The organism is Robertmurraya korlensis NBRC 107688, assembly GCF_001591645.1.
GTDB lineage: Bacteria > Bacillota > Bacilli > Bacillales > Cytobacillaceae > Robertmurraya_A.
Window position 1 is genome coordinate 12,321 of the sequence record NZ_BCVH01000009.1, and the last position, 15,570, is coordinate 27,890.

Below are 15,570 nucleotides of genomic sequence, written 5' to 3' on the forward strand. Positions count from 1 at the left end.
TGAATTGACCAAATGAACATTTTAGTCAGTATGAAGATAAAGGGGAGAATAAACATTGAAAAACAACCTTCTTAAAGAAGAAGTAGCAGCGGTTTTTAAAAACAGAAAATTATTAATCCCGCTTATCGCCGTACTTTTTATTCCTATTCTATATAGTGGAATGTTTTTATGGGCGTTTTGGGATCCATATGAACATTTAAAGGATTTACCCGTGGCGGTTGTGAATGAAGATGAGGGAGCAATCTTTGAGGAAAAGGAAATTCACCTTGGTAATGACTTAGTCGATAAGTTAAAGGAAAGTAAAGATTTCCATTTTGAATTTGTAGATGGCAAAGTGGCAAACGATGACCTTGAAAATCAAAAGTACTATATGATCGTCGAAATCCCAGAGGATTTTTCTGCAAATGCGACGACACTTCTTAATGAAAACCCAGAGAAGCTTTCTCTTACGTATAAACCGAATGAGGGCTATAACTTTTTAGCTGCACAAATTGGTGGTACAGCAATTGAAAAAATAAAAGCATCTCTTTCAGCAAAAGTTACAGAAACATATGCCGAAAGTATGTTTGAAAAAGTAGGAGAGCTCGCTGATGGAATGACGAGAGCTAGTGAAGGTGCCAATGAGTTGAGCACGGGTGCAGCTGACCTTTTAACTGGCACAGAAACCTTTCATGAAAAGCTAATTGAATTTTCAAAAGGTACAGCGAAGTTTTCACAAGGACTGACAAATGCCACAAACGGAACAATCACCCTTAATGAAGGTGCTTCCTCATTATCAGCCGGTTTAGGACAATTAACCAATGGGCAAACCGAACTTGTTACAGCATCAAAGAGAATTCAATCGGGGTTAGGTAGTCTAAATCAAGGAATTACAGATGTGAATTCTGGGTTAGGTACAGTAAATGAAAAAGTTCCTGGGTTAATTGTAGGAACAAGTGATTTAACGAAAGGGGCAGAAACTCTTGCAACTTCACTTGTTGAATGGCAAAAAGGTGCCGAGGCGGTTAATGGTGGCGTAAAGGCGCTCACTCAATCATTACAAGTAATAATCTCTCAAATGCCAGAGGGACAGGAGAGAACAACGCTTGAACAAACACTCGCTTCTTTAGATGCAAACACAAAATTACTAGCAGAAAAATCTGCGCTTCTTTCTACAGGTGCAAGCAATCTAGAAAATGGTATGGGATCTTTATTAGCTGGACAAAAAGAACTTCAAAATGGGTTAAAACAATTAGAACAGGGAACGAATGCTTTAGTAGCAGGTTCTTCTGAACTTGCAGCGGGACAAACAACTTTCGAGTCTGGCATGGAAAGATTCCAGCAAAAGCTTACCGAAGCAACAGTTGGTGCTAAAAAGATAAGTGATGGTACAAACGGGTTGGTTTCCGGAGTTACTGAGCTATCGAAGGCTTCGAAAACAATTGCATCAAGTGCCGATCGGTTAGAGGAAGGTAGCGGTAAAATTGTTGATGGAAACAACAAGCTAGTAGACGGTAGTACTGAACTGTCAACTAAGCTTTCCGAGGGTGCAGATAAAGTATCAAGTGTAGAAGCTACGGATAAAACATTTGATATGATGGCACAGCCAGTTGAAGTAAAGGAAAAGAAAGTAAATGAAGTATCTAATTATGGTACTGGGTTCGCTCCGTATTTCTTGTCGTTAGGATTGTTTGTGGGTGCTCTACTTCTGTCAATTGTGTTTCCCTTAAAGGAGCCAGCATCTATTCCAAAGAGTGGAATCAACTGGTTTATTAGCAAATTCTCAATTATTGGAGTAGTTGGGGTTTTACAAGGGATTGTCGCTGCTACCGTGTTGCTTTTAGGACTAGGGTTACACGTGGAGAGTACCCTTTACTTCTATGTGTTTACAATAATCACTAGCATCACGTTTGTGGCATTAATTCAATTATTAGTCACAACACTTGGAGATCCAGGTCGCTTTGTTGCCATTATTGTTTTAATCTTACAATTGACAACAAGTGCAGGGACGTTTCCATTAGAACTTATACCAAATGCGTTACAGCCGTTTAATTCATTATTGCCAATGACTTATTCGGTACAAGGATTTAAAGCTGTCATTTCAAGCGGTGATTACTCATTTATGTGGCATAATGCATGGATTCTATTATCGTTTGCTGTTGTATGTATGACTGGTACCATTCTTTATTTTTCAAAAATGCATAATCGCCAGTTCCATGTAATGGCAGAATAAAAAATAGCCCCAGTCAGCTTGACTGGGGCCTTTATTGTAAACTACGAATCTATATGTTTGTTACATCCATGCAATGCTCACACTTATTACCGTAGCACTCATGCTGTTCTTCAATTTTATTCCCACATTGTACACATTCCTTCGGTGGCAAGTTTCTGAAAAATTCAACAATGCTCTCAAACATATATGTTTCCCCCTAGTTATGGTGTTTGAAACAGATTAATTATTAATTAGATTGTATTATAACAGAGGGAAGCTGTCAATTGTTGTTTCACCTATTTTTCATAAATAAACAAAAAAGCTATAATAAACGATAGTTATAATAATAACGGAGGGAAGTTAATGAAACTCACAATAATAGGTTTTTGGGCTGGTTATCCAAAGGCTAATGAAGCTAGTACAGGCTATGTGTTAGAGCATGACGGTTTTCGATTATTGATTGACTGTGGGAGCGCGGTTTTATCCAAGTTACAAAATTTCTATCAGCCGGAAGAGCTAGATGCTGTCATTTTATCTCATTATCATGCTGATCATATTGCTGACATTGGTGCGTTGCAACATGCGAGACTAATTCAAGGGTTTTTAGGTAAACAGATGAATACATTACCGATCTATGCTCATGATGCTCATTCGTATGAGTTTTCTAAGCTGACTTACAAAACCATAACAAAGGGGATTACTTATGATCCTAAAGCAGCATTAAAAGTGGGCCCATTTACCGTACGATTTTTATTAACAAAGCATCCGGTCACTTGCTATGCGATGAGATTTGAGGTTGATGGCAAAGCCCTTGTTTACACAGCAGATACATCTTATATCGAAGAGTTTGTGTCATTTAGTGAGGGAGCAGAGCTACTCTTGTCCGAATGTAATTTCTATGGAAATCAGGATGGTAGTGGAGCAGGTCATATGAACAGCTTTGATGCGGGGAAGCTTGCAACTCGAGCAAACGTTAAGCAGCTTGTGTTAACTCATCTTCCACACTATGGAGAACTCCAGCAGTTAGTGGAAGAAGCAAAACAACATTTCAGTGGTCAAATAAGCTTGGCACATACGGGACAAGTGTTTGAAATATAAGGAGTGAGAAGAATGTTATTTATTGATAATAAAGGAATCACGGATCCAAGAGTAAATCTTGCTATTGAAGAATATTGCTTGAAAAATTTAAATATAGACGAAACCTATCTTCTTTTTTACATAAATGAACCATCGATTATCATTGGGAAAAATCAAAATACCATTGAAGAAATTAATACAGATTACGTAGAGGAAAACGGTATTCATGTTGTCCGCAGATTGTCTGGCGGTGGTGCTGTTTATCATGACTTAGGAAATTTGAATTTCAGCTTCATTACCAAGGATGACGGGGAAAGCTTTCATAATTTTAAAAAGTTTACGGACCCAGTCGTTGAAGCATTGCGTGAGCTAGGCGTACAAGCGGAATTAAGTGGGAGAAACGACATTGTCGTAGAAGGCAGAAAAATTTCTGGGAATGCACAGTTTTCCACAAAGGGAAGAATGTTCAGTCATGGAACGCTTATGCTTGATTCAGAAATCGACCACGTCGTATCAGCATTGAAAGTACGTAAAGATAAAATCGAGTCAAAAGGAATTAAATCGATTCGAAGCAGGGTAGCGAATATTTCTGAGTTTTTAACCGAAAAGGTATCAATGGAAGAATTTCGGTCCTTGTTACTTGGGAAAATATTTGGTGGGATAGAGAGGGTAAATGAGTATGTTTTAACAGAAGATGATTGGAAGAATATACACGAACTTTCAAACGAGCGCTATCAAAATTGGGATTGGAATTATGGAAGATCCCCGAAATTTAATCTTCAGCACTCGCATCGTTTTCCAGTGGGACATATTGATGTCAGGTTAGAAGTGAATAAAGGCATGATTGAAAGTTGCAAAATATATGGAGATTTCTTTGGAGTTGGAGATGTCAACGATATAGAAGAAAAACTAACAGGAATTCGTTACGAAAAAGCTGTGATACAATTAGCGTTGGAAGATGTAAATATTAAACATTATTTTGGTAATGTGACAAAAGAGGATTTCTTGCAATTACTTTATTAACATGTTGGAGGATTTTGGATGGCAATTTTAGTAACAGGTGGAGCCGGCTATATTGGTAGCCACACAGTAGTAGAGCTTTTGAATCATGGAGAGGAAGTAGTGGTGGTAGACAACCTACAAACCGGTCACCTCCCAGCAGTGAGGGGAGTGTCATACTACCAAGTGGACTTGCGTGATTCAAAAGCGTTAAGTGATGTATTTTCAAAGCATTCTATTGAAGCGGTGATTCATTTTGCGGCGAGCTCTCTAGTTGGAGAAAGTGTAGAGAAGCCACTTGTGTATTACGAAAATAATCTGATTGCTTCACACTCACTAGTCTCTGTTATGGTGGAGCATGGGGTAAAAAAAATTGTGTTTTCTTCCACTGCTGCGACCTATGGTGAACCAAAAGAGGTTCCCATTTCTGAGGAATCAGAAACATCACCTACAAACCCATATGGAGAAACAAAGCTTGCTATGGAAAAGATGTTTCGCTGGTGTGATGGGGCTTACGGATTAAAGTCGATATCGCTACGTTATTTTAATGCAGCTGGCGCTCATCCGGAAGGAATTATCGGAGAAGACCATACCCCGGAAACGCACTTAATTCCTATTATATTGCAAGTAGCATTGGGTCAAAGAGAGCATATTGGAATCTATGGTGATAATTATCCGACTGAGGACGGAACCTGTATCCGTGATTATATTCATGTAATGGACCTTGCTAACGCTCACTGGTTAGCGTTAGAGCATTTACGAAAAAATGAATTGAGCGATGTGTTCAACTTAGGAAATGGCCGAGGCTTTTCAGTAAAAGAAGTGATTGAAACAGCGAGAGTGGTTACAAAGCATGAAATTCCAGCGGTGGTTAGTCCAAGGCGTGCCGGTGATCCAGCTGTATTAATCGCCTCATCGGAAAAAGCTCAGCGAACGCTTGGCTGGAAGCCAAAGTACAACCAGCTTGAAACGATTATTGAAACGGCTTGGAACTGGCATCAGAACAATCCAGGTGGTTATGAGAAATAGGAAGTGGGGGGCTCCGTGAGATGGAGCCCCATTTTGTGTTATTGAAGGATTCGGTTTTGCTGGTTGCTTTGCACGCCTTGTGTACCACCTGTTGTCGCATACGAATTAAGCAGTTGTTGCGTGTCCTCTTCTTTTAGCTGAGGAACTTGGTAATACTGGTTCTTGTTTTGATATAAGAAAATTTCGTACGCCATTTCCAAATAGTTAGGGATACTATCCTGAAGCACGCGTCGAACAATCGGATTCGTTGCTTCACCAGCAGCCATCGTCATCGACTGTGCTGATGTTTTCATACAGCTAAGCATAATGGAAGATAAACACTTATCATCAATCTCAGCTGCAGACTGCTTCGGCTTAGTCGGTTGGGAGGATTTCATACCATAAACAACATCGTTTGACTGCTTCATCATATAGCTAGAAGTCGGGTGACTTGGATCTTGTCCCGTTTTAAAACACTCAACCAACACATTATATTGATCCGTGATAAATTGACGTTGGCGAACGGCAATATCCTTTAACTCAGGATCCTTAATTTGTTGCTCGAACATTAAATATTGGTCAACTGTACCAAGAGTCCCCGAAATCACTTCATGCACATCAAGAATTTCATGTGCCCCGTGATTTACTTTTCTTGCCATATTAGGTGAAGCCATCATATTGTTTGTAGAAGCTGTTTGCATGTTGTTTTGCTGTTGTTGTGTTATCATCCGTCTCAACCCCCACTTTTGGTTTTGTACAGCTAATTACCGTACGTGTCTATTATGGTGAAAGATGTGAGGAAGCATACAGGGTGAAATTTTGGGAAAAATGGAAGTTAGGTTACCCTAGAAACTTAAAAATGAGCGAAGTGGGAATCAAAATAGAGTTAAGTTCCCGTGAGTAAGGAAAAAAGAGCTTAGTGGTAACTAAAGAGTGATTTAGGTTCTCGTGAGCGAAGAAGTAAGAGCCTGGCGGTAATCAAAGTAGGAGTTAGATTCCCGAGAGTAAGGAAAAAAGAGCTTGGTGGTAATCAAAGTAGGCGTTAGGTTCCCGGGAGTAAGGAAACAAGAGCCTGGAGGTAATCAAAGTAAGAGATAGGTTCCCGAGAGTAAGGAAAAAAGAGCTTGGTGGTAATTAAAGTAGGCGTTAGATTCCCACGAGCAAAAAAAATGATTATATCGGTAATTAAAGTTTAAGTACAAAGAAAATTCTTCAAATGCTTCATTATTCTACAATTTAACTTTTTAGAACAAAATGCGCGTTCCTACTATGGCCCTTTAATACAAATTGCGCTGACAACACCCGCCTCACAGTCTTCTTCGATCTCACCACACCCCCACACCAATCATAAATAGCATTCGTTGTCACTAATCGATCTGGAAACAGCAGCAGAAATTCACGGACGCTCCTAATGATTGAATCGTCAATGCTTTCAATTGTTCCGCATGAACAGATCAATTTTGTATCAGTACCTTCGTTGAAAAATGTATAACAATGAGAACAATAAATTCCCTTCCGCACGGAGTCTTGAAAAATAGCTAGAGAATCCATTTGAAAAAGGTTATTACCGAAATCAAGCAAGACGTCATTTAACAGCAGAAACTCATTCATCAATGAATTTACATATTGATCGAACAACAATTCGCCGGCGTAGCCCTTTTCAAGATGTTGGTAATGAGTAACATCTTTTTCACACAGACTCATACGTAAAAATAAACTACGATATAACAATAATTGTTCGGACTCATTTCTTGATTTAAGTAGCATTGTCCACATCCTTTCCCCAATAGTGTACTTTTTCTAAAACGATTTGTCTAAAAATTCGTAAATGTATGCGTTTACACTTGTAAGCGTAAAATTCATTCAATATAATGGAAGTAGGGGTTTTTAATTATTTATGAATGAATGACCATTCATAAAAAGAACAACAGCAACTGAGATCACCATACGAACCAAAACACAACCAAAAACAACCATTTAAAGGGGATGGAGCGATGAATTTATCTGCTCAGCTTCACGAGACGGCAAAAGCGATGCCTCAAAAAACAGCATATTATTTTAATGATGAGGCTAGCACGTATGCTGAATTGGATGGGGCAATTACAAAGTTTGCGTCAGGGCTTGAGTCACTTGGGGTTAAAAAAGGGGATCATATTGCTTTACTTTTGGGGAATTCCCCCTATTTTGTTGTTAGTTTGTACGGGGCACTTCGATTAGGGGCGACAGTGATTCCGATTAATCCCATTTATACACCGGATGAAATTGGCTATATTATTAAAAACGGAGATGTTAAAACGGTTGTTGCACTGGATCTGTTACTTCCGCTTGCTGAAAAAATGCATCATTTATTGCCTGAGGTTGAAAACTATATCATTTGTGAAACACCCCAAGGTAAGGAGCGTGGACTTAATGAAAGCAATTTAGCAGTTGGCGCTAAGCTACATACTTTTACAAGCATCCTCGCGTCCGGTGATTTAAGCTATCAGGGCCCAGAGCTAAATGAGGATGATGTGGCTGTGATTTTGTACACTTCAGGAACTACAGGAAAGCCAAAGGGCGCCATGCTCACTCATAAAAATTTATACAGCAATGCCAAGGATACAGGAGATTATTTGAAAATGAATGAGGACGACCGAGTCATTACCACTCTCCCCATGTTTCATGTATTTTGCTTAACGGTCGCATTAAATGCTCCTTTATTAAGTGGGGCTACCATTTTAATCGATCCTAAATTTAGTCCGGCTGAAATTTTTCGCTTATCAAGAAAATATAAACCAACAGTCTTTGCTGGTGTACCTACCATGTATAACTTCCTTTACCAACACGAAGCGGGAGATCCAAAGGATTTACAATCTTTACGATTATGTATATCCGGTGGTGCGTCTATGCCAGTTTCATTGCTAGAGAACTTTGAGAAAAAGTTCAACGTCCTCATTTCTGAGGGATATGGTCTTTCAGAAGCTTCACCGGTCACTTGCTTTAATCCGCTTGATCGTCCACGAAAAGCAGGCTCGATTGGTCAGTCTATTATTCATGTGGAAAACAAAATTGTGAATGAATTAGGTGAAGAGGTTCCTGTAGGGCAGGTTGGTGAGCTTATTGTTCACGGGCCAAATGTGATGAAGGGATATTATAAAATGCCTGAGGAAACACAGGCGACCATTCGTAACGGATGGTTATACACAGGGGATCTTGCTAGAAAGGATGAGGAAGGATATTTTTATATCGTTGATCGGAAAAAGGATCTAATTCTTGTCGGTGGCTACAATGTGTACCCGAGAGAAGTAGAGGAAGTCCTTTATAGCCATCCAGATATTATCGAGGTGGCCGTGCTTGGTGTCCCTGATCCAGAACAAGGGGAAGCAGTTAAAAGTTATGTGGTAAGCAAAAATGCAGACCTGACAGAGGAGGACGTTCTCGCTTTTTGCCATGAGCACTTAGCAAAATACAAAATTCCTAGTTCAGTAGATTTCCTAAAGGAGCTCCCAAAGAATACAACCGGGAAAATTTTACGAAGAGCGTTAAAACAACAAATCTTTCAAGCATAGTATTAGGAAAAAGCAGGCTGAAATATGTCTGCTTTTTTTATCGAAGGAGGAATGAGTCTGTGAGCCTAGTACTCTTTGAAAAAAAGGATTTCATCGGTTTTGTTACCTTAAATCGTCCCAATGCACTGAACGCTTTTAATTACGATTCATTGTTAGAACTTCAGCAGATCGTTGAACAAATCCGCCATGACCCTAAGGTTCGTGTCGTTATTTTCAGCGGCGCAGGTGATAAGGCGTTCAGTGTTGGTGCGGACTTAAAGGAACGAAAACACCTGTCACCAGAAGATGTGATGAGAAATGTAGATAAAATAGGTACAGTTTTTTCAGAAGTAAGTGAGCTCCCTCAGCCAACCATCGCGGCTATTAATGGATACGCCTTTGGAGGTGGAATGGAGCTCGCTCTAGCTTGTGATTTCCGACTTGCGGTAAAAGGCACGAAAATGGGGTTGACTGAAACGAGCCTTGGAATCATACCAGGTGCAGGGGGGACACAGCGATTACCGAGGCTGATTGGTGAAACAAAAGCATTAGAGCTTATTTTAACTGCTAGAAAAATAACAGCTGAACAAGCAGAACATTTAGGAATCGTTAATAAAGTGGCGGAAACGAAAGAACTTATGAATGAGTCCTTAAAGCTAGCCAACGAAATGCTTGAAAACGCTCCGATCGCCCTGCAACAAGCAAAATTTTCCATTAGGCAGGGTATGAATGTAGATCTGAATACAGCCCTAAGAGTTGAAAGGAAAGCGTATGAGGTAACCTTACCCACTGCTGATCGTACAGAAGCGCTGCAAGCGTTTAGTGAAAAAAGAAAACCGAACTTTCAAGGAAAATAAGAAAGAGGGCCAGTCGGAAACGATTGGTTCCTTTTTGTAGTATAATAAATATTTAGAAAATTTACAAAAAAGACTTGTAGAAAAACTCTGCTCCTTATATAATAATAGGTAGATATTTTAGTGCATGAAAGCATAAAAGTAAAAAAGTGATAGAGAGAGAGTAAGAGGGGGAAATATTATGCTAGGAAAAATGAAATCATTGGCTGCCATTTCAGTTGCAGGGGCACTGTTCTTAAGTGGCTGTGGTAGCTCAGAAACAGATTCTGCAAATGGAGACTCAAAAGAAAAAACAATTAAAGTCGGTGTGACTCAAATTGTTGAGCATCCGTCGTTAGATGCTGCTCTTGAAGGCTTCCAAAAAGCGCTTGAAGAGGAAGGGCTTGAAGTAGAATATAATGTGCAAATCGCACAGGGTGATCAAAATAACAATCAATCGATTGCTAACAATTTTGTTGGTGATAAAGTGGACCTAATTTTTGCTAACTCTACACCAAGTGCATTGAGTGCGTTAAACGCAACGAAGGAAATTCCGATTGTATTTACATCTGTAACAGACCCAGTAGGTGCGGAGCTTGTTAAGGCAATGGATCAGCCTGGGGAAAATATCACAGGTACGACTGATACACATCCTGACGCGATTCCAAATATGGTTCAGTTTATGAACGAGAACTTTAGCGGTAAAACCGTTGGAGTTATCTACAATTCAGGTGAACAAAACTCAATTGCCCAAATCGATCTAGTTAAGGATGCTCTAAAAGGAACAGACTTAAAGCTTGCTGAAGCTACCGTTTCTACTTCTTCTGAAGTAAAGCAAGCCGCTGAATCATTAATTGGTAAGGCTGATATGTTCTATATCATTACTGATAATACAGTTGTTTCAGCTTTAGAGTCTGTTATTCAAGTAGCTAATGACGAAGATTTGCCACTGTTTGTAGGGGAGCTAGATTCGGTAAAACGCGGAGGTTTTGCAGGATACGGCTTTGATTACAGTGATATCGGTTATGAAGCTGGAGTGATGGCTGCACAAATCCTTAAAGGTGAAAAGAAGGCATCAGAGTTACCTGTTCAATATCCACAAAACCTAAAGCTATTAATCAACCAAACGGCTGCAAAGGAAATGGGCATTGAAATAAAGGACGAGTGGAAAGAACTTGCAGAACTTGTAGACTAAGTATATTGGTTTGGGCTTCTGGATTTATTCCCTGAAGCCCTTCCGTATGTTAAGAAAGGAGAAGCATCTATGTTTACAGCGATTTTTTCATCAGTGGAGGCAGGTGCCATTTACGCGCTTATGGCGCTTGGAGTGTACTTGTCTTTTAGAATATTAGACTTTCCTGATTTAACGGTGGATGGTAGTTTTGTTACCGGAGCATCGGTTGCTGCTATATTAATTGTGTCAGGTACCAATCCTTTTATTGCAACAATGGCTGCACTTGTTGCAGGTTTTATTGCCGGTTGCATGACGGGGCTTCTACACACTAAGGGAGGAATTAATCCCTTATTATCTGGAATTTTAATGATGATTGCTCTATACTCAATCAATCTACGAATCATGGGGAAATCGAATGTTCCTCTTTTATCAGAGGAAACGGTTATTACAAAGCTTTCGGATTTTTGGACGAGTTTAAATATTGATCAAACCATCAGCTCGTTATTTGCTTCCATTGGGTTAGCTGACTATACTCCGAGAACGTGGGGGATTTTCCTATTTATGATTATCCTCGCATTTATTATTAAAGGGTTAATTGATGCGTTTTTGAAGACAGATATTGGCCTTGCATTACGTGCAACAGGTGATAATGAAACAATGATTCGAAGCTTTTCTGCTAATACGGATACTTTAAAGGTACTTGGTTTAGGTCTATCAAATGCTCTTGTTGCCTTTGCCGGTGCACTGATTGCTCAGTACAATGGCTTTAGTGATGTTGGTATGGGTATTGGAATGATCATTATTGGTTTGGCTTCCGTCATCATAGGTGAGGCAATCTTTGGGGCGAAAAACATTGTTCGTGCGACCTTCGCTGTTATTGGTGGAGCCATTGTTTATCGAATCATAGTTACGTTGGCCTTACGAGTAGAGTTTTTAGAAACGGGAGATATGAAGTTGATTACTGCAATTATCGTCGTCTCTGCCCTTGTTGTTCCTAAGCTTGTTAACCAGCAAAAAGAAAGACAACGGAAGAAAAAGCGACTGATCGAATCAGCGCTAAAACAAAAGAACTCCTTAGAGAAAAGTGGTGAACAGCTTGCTACAGCTAAGTCAGATTTATAAAGTGTTCAATGAAGGGACACCGGATGAAAAGATAGCTATTAATCATGTCAATTTGTCTTTGAATAAGGGAGACTTTGTGACTGTGATTGGAAGTAACGGAGCTGGAAAATCTACTCTTATGAACCTAATATCTGGGAAAATGTTTCCAGACGTTGGCCAGGTGACGGTCGATAACCAGGATGTTACGACGTTGAAAGAGCATAAGCGCTCACGCCTCATAGGTCGAGTATTCCAGGATCCAATGGCTGGAACGGCTCCGTCTATGACGATCGAAGAAAATTTAGCTATCGCCTATTCAAGGGCAAATTCACGAGGGTTGAGTCGAGGGGTTACAAAAAAACGTCGTGAGTTTTTTGTAGAAAAATTAGAATCACTGCACCTTGGGCTTGAAAATAGGCTTCAGGCGAAGGTTGGATTATTATCAGGTGGAGAACGCCAAGCATTGTCCTTATTGATGGCAACCTTTACTGACCCAAAAATCCTTCTCTTAGATGAGCATACAGCTGCTCTTGATCCATCACGGGCGGAGCTTATTACCAACTTAACTAGAGATATCGTGAATGAAACCAACTTAACGACATTAATGGTTACTCACAATATGCAACAGGCACTAGATCTTGGCAACCGACTGATCATGATGGATAGTGGCCAAATCATTTTTGAAGCAAATGAAGAAGAAAAATCAAAGCTAACTGTTGAAAAGCTTCTAGAGGAATTCCAACGTATTCGCGGTTCAAAAATGAGTAGTGACCGTTCAGTGCTTGTATAGGAAACACATCAGAGAGACTCTCTGTGTGTTTTCTTTTTTTGTGTCTCTTGATGGATATTTTTTGTACAGGTATAATATTCGATGGTGAGCTTCCAGTTTTATGTATTTTGGTATCATCATAGATTCGTAGAGGATAGTCAACATGGGTGGTGATTTTTTTTGGAAGAAGTAGTTTCTGTAAGAAGTAGCAGTGAGTTTCGAAAGGGAATACAAGCAGGAGTGTCGATTGGCATTGGCTATTTTCCGATTGCGTTAACATTTGGATTGCTCGCAAAAACAACAGGACTTACGGTTACTGAAACCGTACTAATGAGTATTATTGTATTCGCGGGGGCTTCTCAATATATTGCGCTAAGTCTAATCACGCTTGGAACGGGAATATTTGAGATTGTATTAACAACTTTTATTGTGAATATCAGACACTTTCTTATGTCTGCTTCCCTGAATGAGAATGTAGAAAAGGAATCAACGGGACTTAAAATGCTCTATTCTTTTGGAATAACGGACGAGACGTTTTCTGTTGCAGCATTAAGAGATGAAAAGGTTACGACAGGCTTTCTTTTTGGAGTCATTACTGTTTCGTATTCAAGCTGGGTCATAAATTCTGGGGTGGGTCATATTATTGGTGCCTCACTTCCGCAGACTTTGCAGGAAAGTATGTCAGTTGCCCTATATGCTATGTTTATCGGACTTGTTGTTCCTTCGATGAAAAGAAGCGTAAAGGTGGTATTTTTAGCCGTAATAGCAGCGTGTTTTAATACGATATTTACCATGACAGAAATTCTTTCTACAGGGTGGTCTATTGTTTCAGCCACTTTGCTCTCAGCTATTATAGTAGAAGTGGTCCAAACATTACGAGGGCAGGAGGGGGAGCAGGAGAATGAAAAGTGAGATTCTATGGATGATTGTTGGAATGGGGTTAGTCACGTATATTCCAAGAATGCTTCCGTTCGTCCTTTTTCAAGGAAAAGAATTACCCTCATTTTTGCAAGGAATTCTGAAAAATGTGCCATACGCAACGCTTGGAGCACTAATATTTCCGGGGATTTTATATATTCAGGAGGACCTTTGGTATGGCATTCTAGGGGCTGCAGCCGCCTTTATTGCTGCTTTTCTCGGTGCAAATGTAATAGTAGTTGTGATTGGGTCTATTACGGTCCTGACGGTTTATTCCTATTTTTTCTAAGCTGTTTCTCCTGGAGGAACAGTTTTTTTATTATCTTTTGGGATATAGTAATTATTGGTTCTAAATCCTATTTTTATTACTAAAATAAGTACAAAAGGATTGGACAAGGTGGAAAGGGGAGATCATTTTTGGCAAAGAAAATTGGCTTGTACGGTGTGCTGGCCGTTTGTTTATATGTACTCTTTTTTTACTGGTATTTATTTTATTTTTCACAATCAAGCTTGCCATTTGAATATCAGGGGACAAAGGCAGATCCTGCCACTTTTTTAAATGAAAAAGAGTTAATGTTATCTGAGGAATACTCGAAAATTCGCAACTTCTTATTTTTTATTTCTACTCCAATTGAATGGCTTTTTTATTTGCTAATCTTACTGTTTGGCCTTTCGAAGGCATTTAAGAGATGGTCAGAGCAGTCGGCTAAATATCGAGTACTCCAACAAGCCATTTATTTACTGTGGCTTTCGGTGGCGGCATTTATTGCTACGACTCCATTAAGTTATGTTAGCTACTCGCTTTCAAAGAAATACAATATTTCAACCCAATCCTTTTCATCCTGGATGAAGGATGAGCTGATTGATTTTTGGATTAACTACGGAACTTTGTTTCTTATTGTGACCGTTTTGTATTGGCTGATGAGGAAAAGCGGTAAGAAGTGGTGGTTTTTCGCTTGGTTAATTTCCATACCATTCACTTTATTTATGATGTTTTTACAGCCAGTCATTATTGACCCTTTGTACAATGATTTTTATCCATTAAAAAATAAAGAGCTTGAGTCTAAAATTCTTGATTTAGCAAATTCTGCTGGGATTCCTGCGGAGCATGTATTCGAAGTGAATATGGCAGAAAAGACAAATGCACTTAATGCGTATGTAACTGGAATTGGATCCAACTCTAGAATCGTCTTGTGGGATACGACTCTTAATCGATTAACTGAGGATCAAATTCTATTTATCATGGCTCATGAGATGGCACATTATGTGGAAAAGCATTTATATATTGGAATTGCTGGTTATTTGGTATTCTCCTTACTTGGACTATACATTATCTCGAGGCTAATGAGAGTGATTGTTAGCAGATGGGGAGACGCATTAAAAATTTCTGCAGTGAATGATATTGGGTCGCTCCCATTATTTCTCCTGCTGCTATCATTGCTGATGTATGTATCAAGTCCATTTTCTAACACGGTGTCACGATATCAAGAGATGAGGGCCGATCGTTATGCCATTGAAATGACTCAGAACTCTGAGGCTGCAATTGGAACATTCCAGGAGCTTTCGAAAGCGGGGCTCAGTCAGGTAAATCCACCTCTACTTGTGAAACTATTCCGATATGGTCATCCAACCATGCTTGAACGTATTACAAGAATTGAGGAATATGAAGTGGAGCAGAGAAATCAGCCATAATGAGTAAATGGGGCCCTCTAGAGGAGCCCCATTTACTTATTATTATGTTCCGAATCTCTTGGTTAATAGCTTGTATTCATTTGTTAGCTTAAAAAATTCTGGTTTATTTCTTTCATCAATGGCCTGATCAATTCGCTTTGTTAATTTTTCTTTTTCCGCTTTTAGCAATGATTCTGACAGCAGCATCTCAACGTACAAATCTAACACAAATGATTCCTTCGCTTTTTTACGATTCATGGCACTGGATTTCATCAGTTCTGTATAAGATTTTTCTTTCATTG

Annotated in this window: 16 protein-coding genes; 12 read left to right on the forward strand and 4 right to left on the reverse strand. The window is 39.4% G+C overall.

Annotated elements, in window-relative coordinates:
• Positions 1 to 55 precede the first annotated feature (55 nt).
• A complete protein-coding gene (locus tag BKO01S_RS13165; RefSeq protein ID WP_066054519.1) occupies positions 56 to 2,212 on the forward strand; it encodes a YhgE/Pip domain-containing protein in 2,157 nt (718 codons plus the stop codon).
• Positions 2,213 to 2,261: 49 nt separating this feature from the next.
• Here the strand turns inward: BKO01S_RS13165 and yhfH are convergent, their stop codons facing one another.
• Entirely contained in the window at positions 2,262 to 2,396 is a 135-nt protein-coding gene (gene yhfH, locus BKO01S_RS23955; protein WP_084362072.1) for a protein YhfH, read from the reverse strand.
• A gap of 158 nt (positions 2,397 to 2,554) precedes the next feature.
• On the opposite strand from yhfH, the gene BKO01S_RS13170 reads away from it, so the two are divergent.
• The 3 genes from BKO01S_RS13170 to galE are packed head-to-tail and all read left to right on the forward strand — an operon-like array spanning position 2,555 to position 5,296.
• Positions 2,555 to 3,289: an MBL fold metallo-hydrolase gene (locus BKO01S_RS13170; RefSeq protein ID WP_066054522.1), complete on the forward strand. Its 735-nt coding sequence runs from the start codon at positions 2,555 to 2,557 to the stop codon at positions 3,287 to 3,289.
• Positions 3,290 to 3,301: 12 nt separating this feature from the next.
• Entirely contained in the window at positions 3,302 to 4,291 is a 990-nt protein-coding gene (lplA, locus tag BKO01S_RS13175) for a lipoate--protein ligase (protein WP_066054525.1), read from the forward strand.
• An 18-nt stretch (positions 4,292 to 4,309) separates the two neighbouring features.
• The gene (gene galE, locus BKO01S_RS13180) at positions 4,310 to 5,296 is read left to right on the forward strand and encodes a UDP-glucose 4-epimerase GalE (protein ID WP_066054527.1); all 987 of its coding nucleotides are present in this window, start codon (positions 4,310 to 4,312) and stop codon (positions 5,294 to 5,296) included.
• A gap of 38 nt (positions 5,297 to 5,334) precedes the next feature.
• Here the strand turns inward: galE and BKO01S_RS13185 are convergent, their stop codons facing one another.
• Together BKO01S_RS13185 and BKO01S_RS13190 are read right to left on the reverse strand one after the other, a co-directional pair.
• Positions 5,335 to 6,003, reverse strand: a complete 669-nt coding sequence (locus tag BKO01S_RS13185) for a spore coat protein (RefSeq protein WP_066054530.1) — start codon at positions 6,001 to 6,003, stop codon at positions 5,335 to 5,337.
• Between the two features lie 508 nt (positions 6,004 to 6,511).
• Positions 6,512 to 7,042 (reverse strand): nuclease-related domain-containing protein, encoded by a 531-nt coding sequence (locus BKO01S_RS13190; RefSeq protein WP_066054534.1) that lies wholly within the window; start codon positions 7,040 to 7,042, stop codon positions 6,512 to 6,514.
• A gap of 227 nt (positions 7,043 to 7,269) precedes the next feature.
• On the opposite strand from BKO01S_RS13190, the gene BKO01S_RS13195 reads away from it, so the two are divergent.
• The 8 genes from BKO01S_RS13195 to BKO01S_RS13230 all read left to right on the forward strand — a co-directional run bounded on the left by BKO01S_RS13195 (position 7,270) and on the right by BKO01S_RS13230 (position 15,289).
• Entirely contained in the window at positions 7,270 to 8,823 is a 1,554-nt protein-coding gene (locus tag BKO01S_RS13195) for a fatty acid--CoA ligase family protein (protein ID WP_066054537.1), read from the forward strand.
• Positions 8,824 to 8,882: 59 nt separating this feature from the next.
• Positions 8,883 to 9,659 (forward strand): enoyl-CoA hydratase-related protein, encoded by a 777-nt coding sequence (locus tag BKO01S_RS13200; protein ID WP_066054539.1) that lies wholly within the window; start codon positions 8,883 to 8,885, stop codon positions 9,657 to 9,659.
• Between the two features lie 178 nt (positions 9,660 to 9,837).
• Complete coding sequence (locus BKO01S_RS13205) at positions 9,838 to 10,830, forward strand: ABC transporter substrate-binding protein (RefSeq protein WP_066054541.1); 993 nt, start codon at positions 9,838 to 9,840, stop codon at positions 10,828 to 10,830.
• 69 nt (positions 10,831 to 10,899) lie between these two features.
• Positions 10,900 to 11,931 (forward strand): ABC transporter permease, encoded by a 1,032-nt coding sequence (locus BKO01S_RS13210; RefSeq protein WP_066054543.1) that lies wholly within the window; start codon positions 10,900 to 10,902, stop codon positions 11,929 to 11,931.
• Positions 11,906 to 12,700: an ABC transporter ATP-binding protein gene (locus BKO01S_RS13215; protein ID WP_066054545.1), complete on the forward strand. Its 795-nt coding sequence runs from the start codon at positions 11,906 to 11,908 to the stop codon at positions 12,698 to 12,700. The genes BKO01S_RS13210 and BKO01S_RS13215 overlap by 26 nt, the downstream gene beginning before the upstream one ends.
• Positions 12,701 to 12,859: 159 nt before the next feature.
• Positions 12,860 to 13,591 carry an AzlC family ABC transporter permease gene (locus BKO01S_RS13220; RefSeq protein WP_066054547.1) on the forward strand — a complete coding sequence of 244 codons (732 nt, stop codon included), beginning with the start codon at positions 12,860 to 12,862 and terminating at the stop codon, positions 13,589 to 13,591.
• A complete protein-coding gene (locus BKO01S_RS13225; RefSeq protein WP_066054549.1) occupies positions 13,581 to 13,886 on the forward strand; it encodes an AzlD domain-containing protein in 306 nt (101 codons plus the stop codon). Before BKO01S_RS13220 ends, BKO01S_RS13225 begins: the two co-directional genes overlap by 11 nt.
• 128 nt (positions 13,887 to 14,014) lie before the next feature.
• Positions 14,015 to 15,289 carry a M48 family metallopeptidase gene (locus BKO01S_RS13230; RefSeq protein ID WP_066054551.1) on the forward strand — a complete coding sequence of 425 codons (1,275 nt, stop codon included), beginning with the start codon at positions 14,015 to 14,017 and terminating at the stop codon, positions 15,287 to 15,289.
• A gap of 42 nt (positions 15,290 to 15,331) precedes the next feature.
• On the opposite strand, the gene BKO01S_RS13235 is transcribed toward BKO01S_RS13230, so the two are convergent.
• On the reverse strand, positions 15,332 to 15,568 hold the full coding sequence (locus tag BKO01S_RS13235) for an IDEAL domain-containing protein (RefSeq protein WP_066054553.1): 237 nt from the start codon (positions 15,566 to 15,568) through the stop codon (positions 15,332 to 15,334).
• Positions 15,569 to 15,570: the final 2 nt, after the last annotated feature.

Coding starts and splice junctions, on each gene's coding strand:
- galE (WP_066054527.1), top strand. CDS start 4,310: ATGGCAATTTTAGTAACAGGTGGAGCCGGCTATATTGGTAGCCACACA.
- lplA (WP_066054525.1), top strand. CDS start 3,302: ATGTTATTTATTGATAATAAAGGAATCACGGATCCAAGAGTAAATCTT.
- BKO01S_RS13185 (WP_066054530.1), bottom strand. CDS start 6,003: ATGATAACACAACAACAGCAAAACAACATGCAAACAGCTTCTACAAAC.
- BKO01S_RS13235 (WP_066054553.1), bottom strand. CDS start 15,568: ATGAAAGAAAAATCTTATACAGAACTGATGAAATCCAGTGCCATGAAT.
- BKO01S_RS13190 (WP_066054534.1), bottom strand. CDS start 7,042: ATGCTACTTAAATCAAGAAATGAGTCCGAACAATTATTGTTATATCGT.
- yhfH (WP_084362072.1), bottom strand. CDS start 2,396: ATGTTTGAGAGCATTGTTGAATTTTTCAGAAACTTGCCACCGAAGGAA.
- BKO01S_RS13170 (WP_066054522.1), top strand. CDS start 2,555: ATGAAACTCACAATAATAGGTTTTTGGGCTGGTTATCCAAAGGCTAAT.
- BKO01S_RS13195 (WP_066054537.1), top strand. CDS start 7,270: ATGAATTTATCTGCTCAGCTTCACGAGACGGCAAAAGCGATGCCTCAA.
- BKO01S_RS13210 (WP_066054543.1), top strand. CDS start 10,900: ATGTTTACAGCGATTTTTTCATCAGTGGAGGCAGGTGCCATTTACGCG.
- BKO01S_RS13225 (WP_066054549.1), top strand. CDS start 13,581: ATGAAAAGTGAGATTCTATGGATGATTGTTGGAATGGGGTTAGTCACG.
- BKO01S_RS13205 (WP_066054541.1), top strand. CDS start 9,838: ATGCTAGGAAAAATGAAATCATTGGCTGCCATTTCAGTTGCAGGGGCA.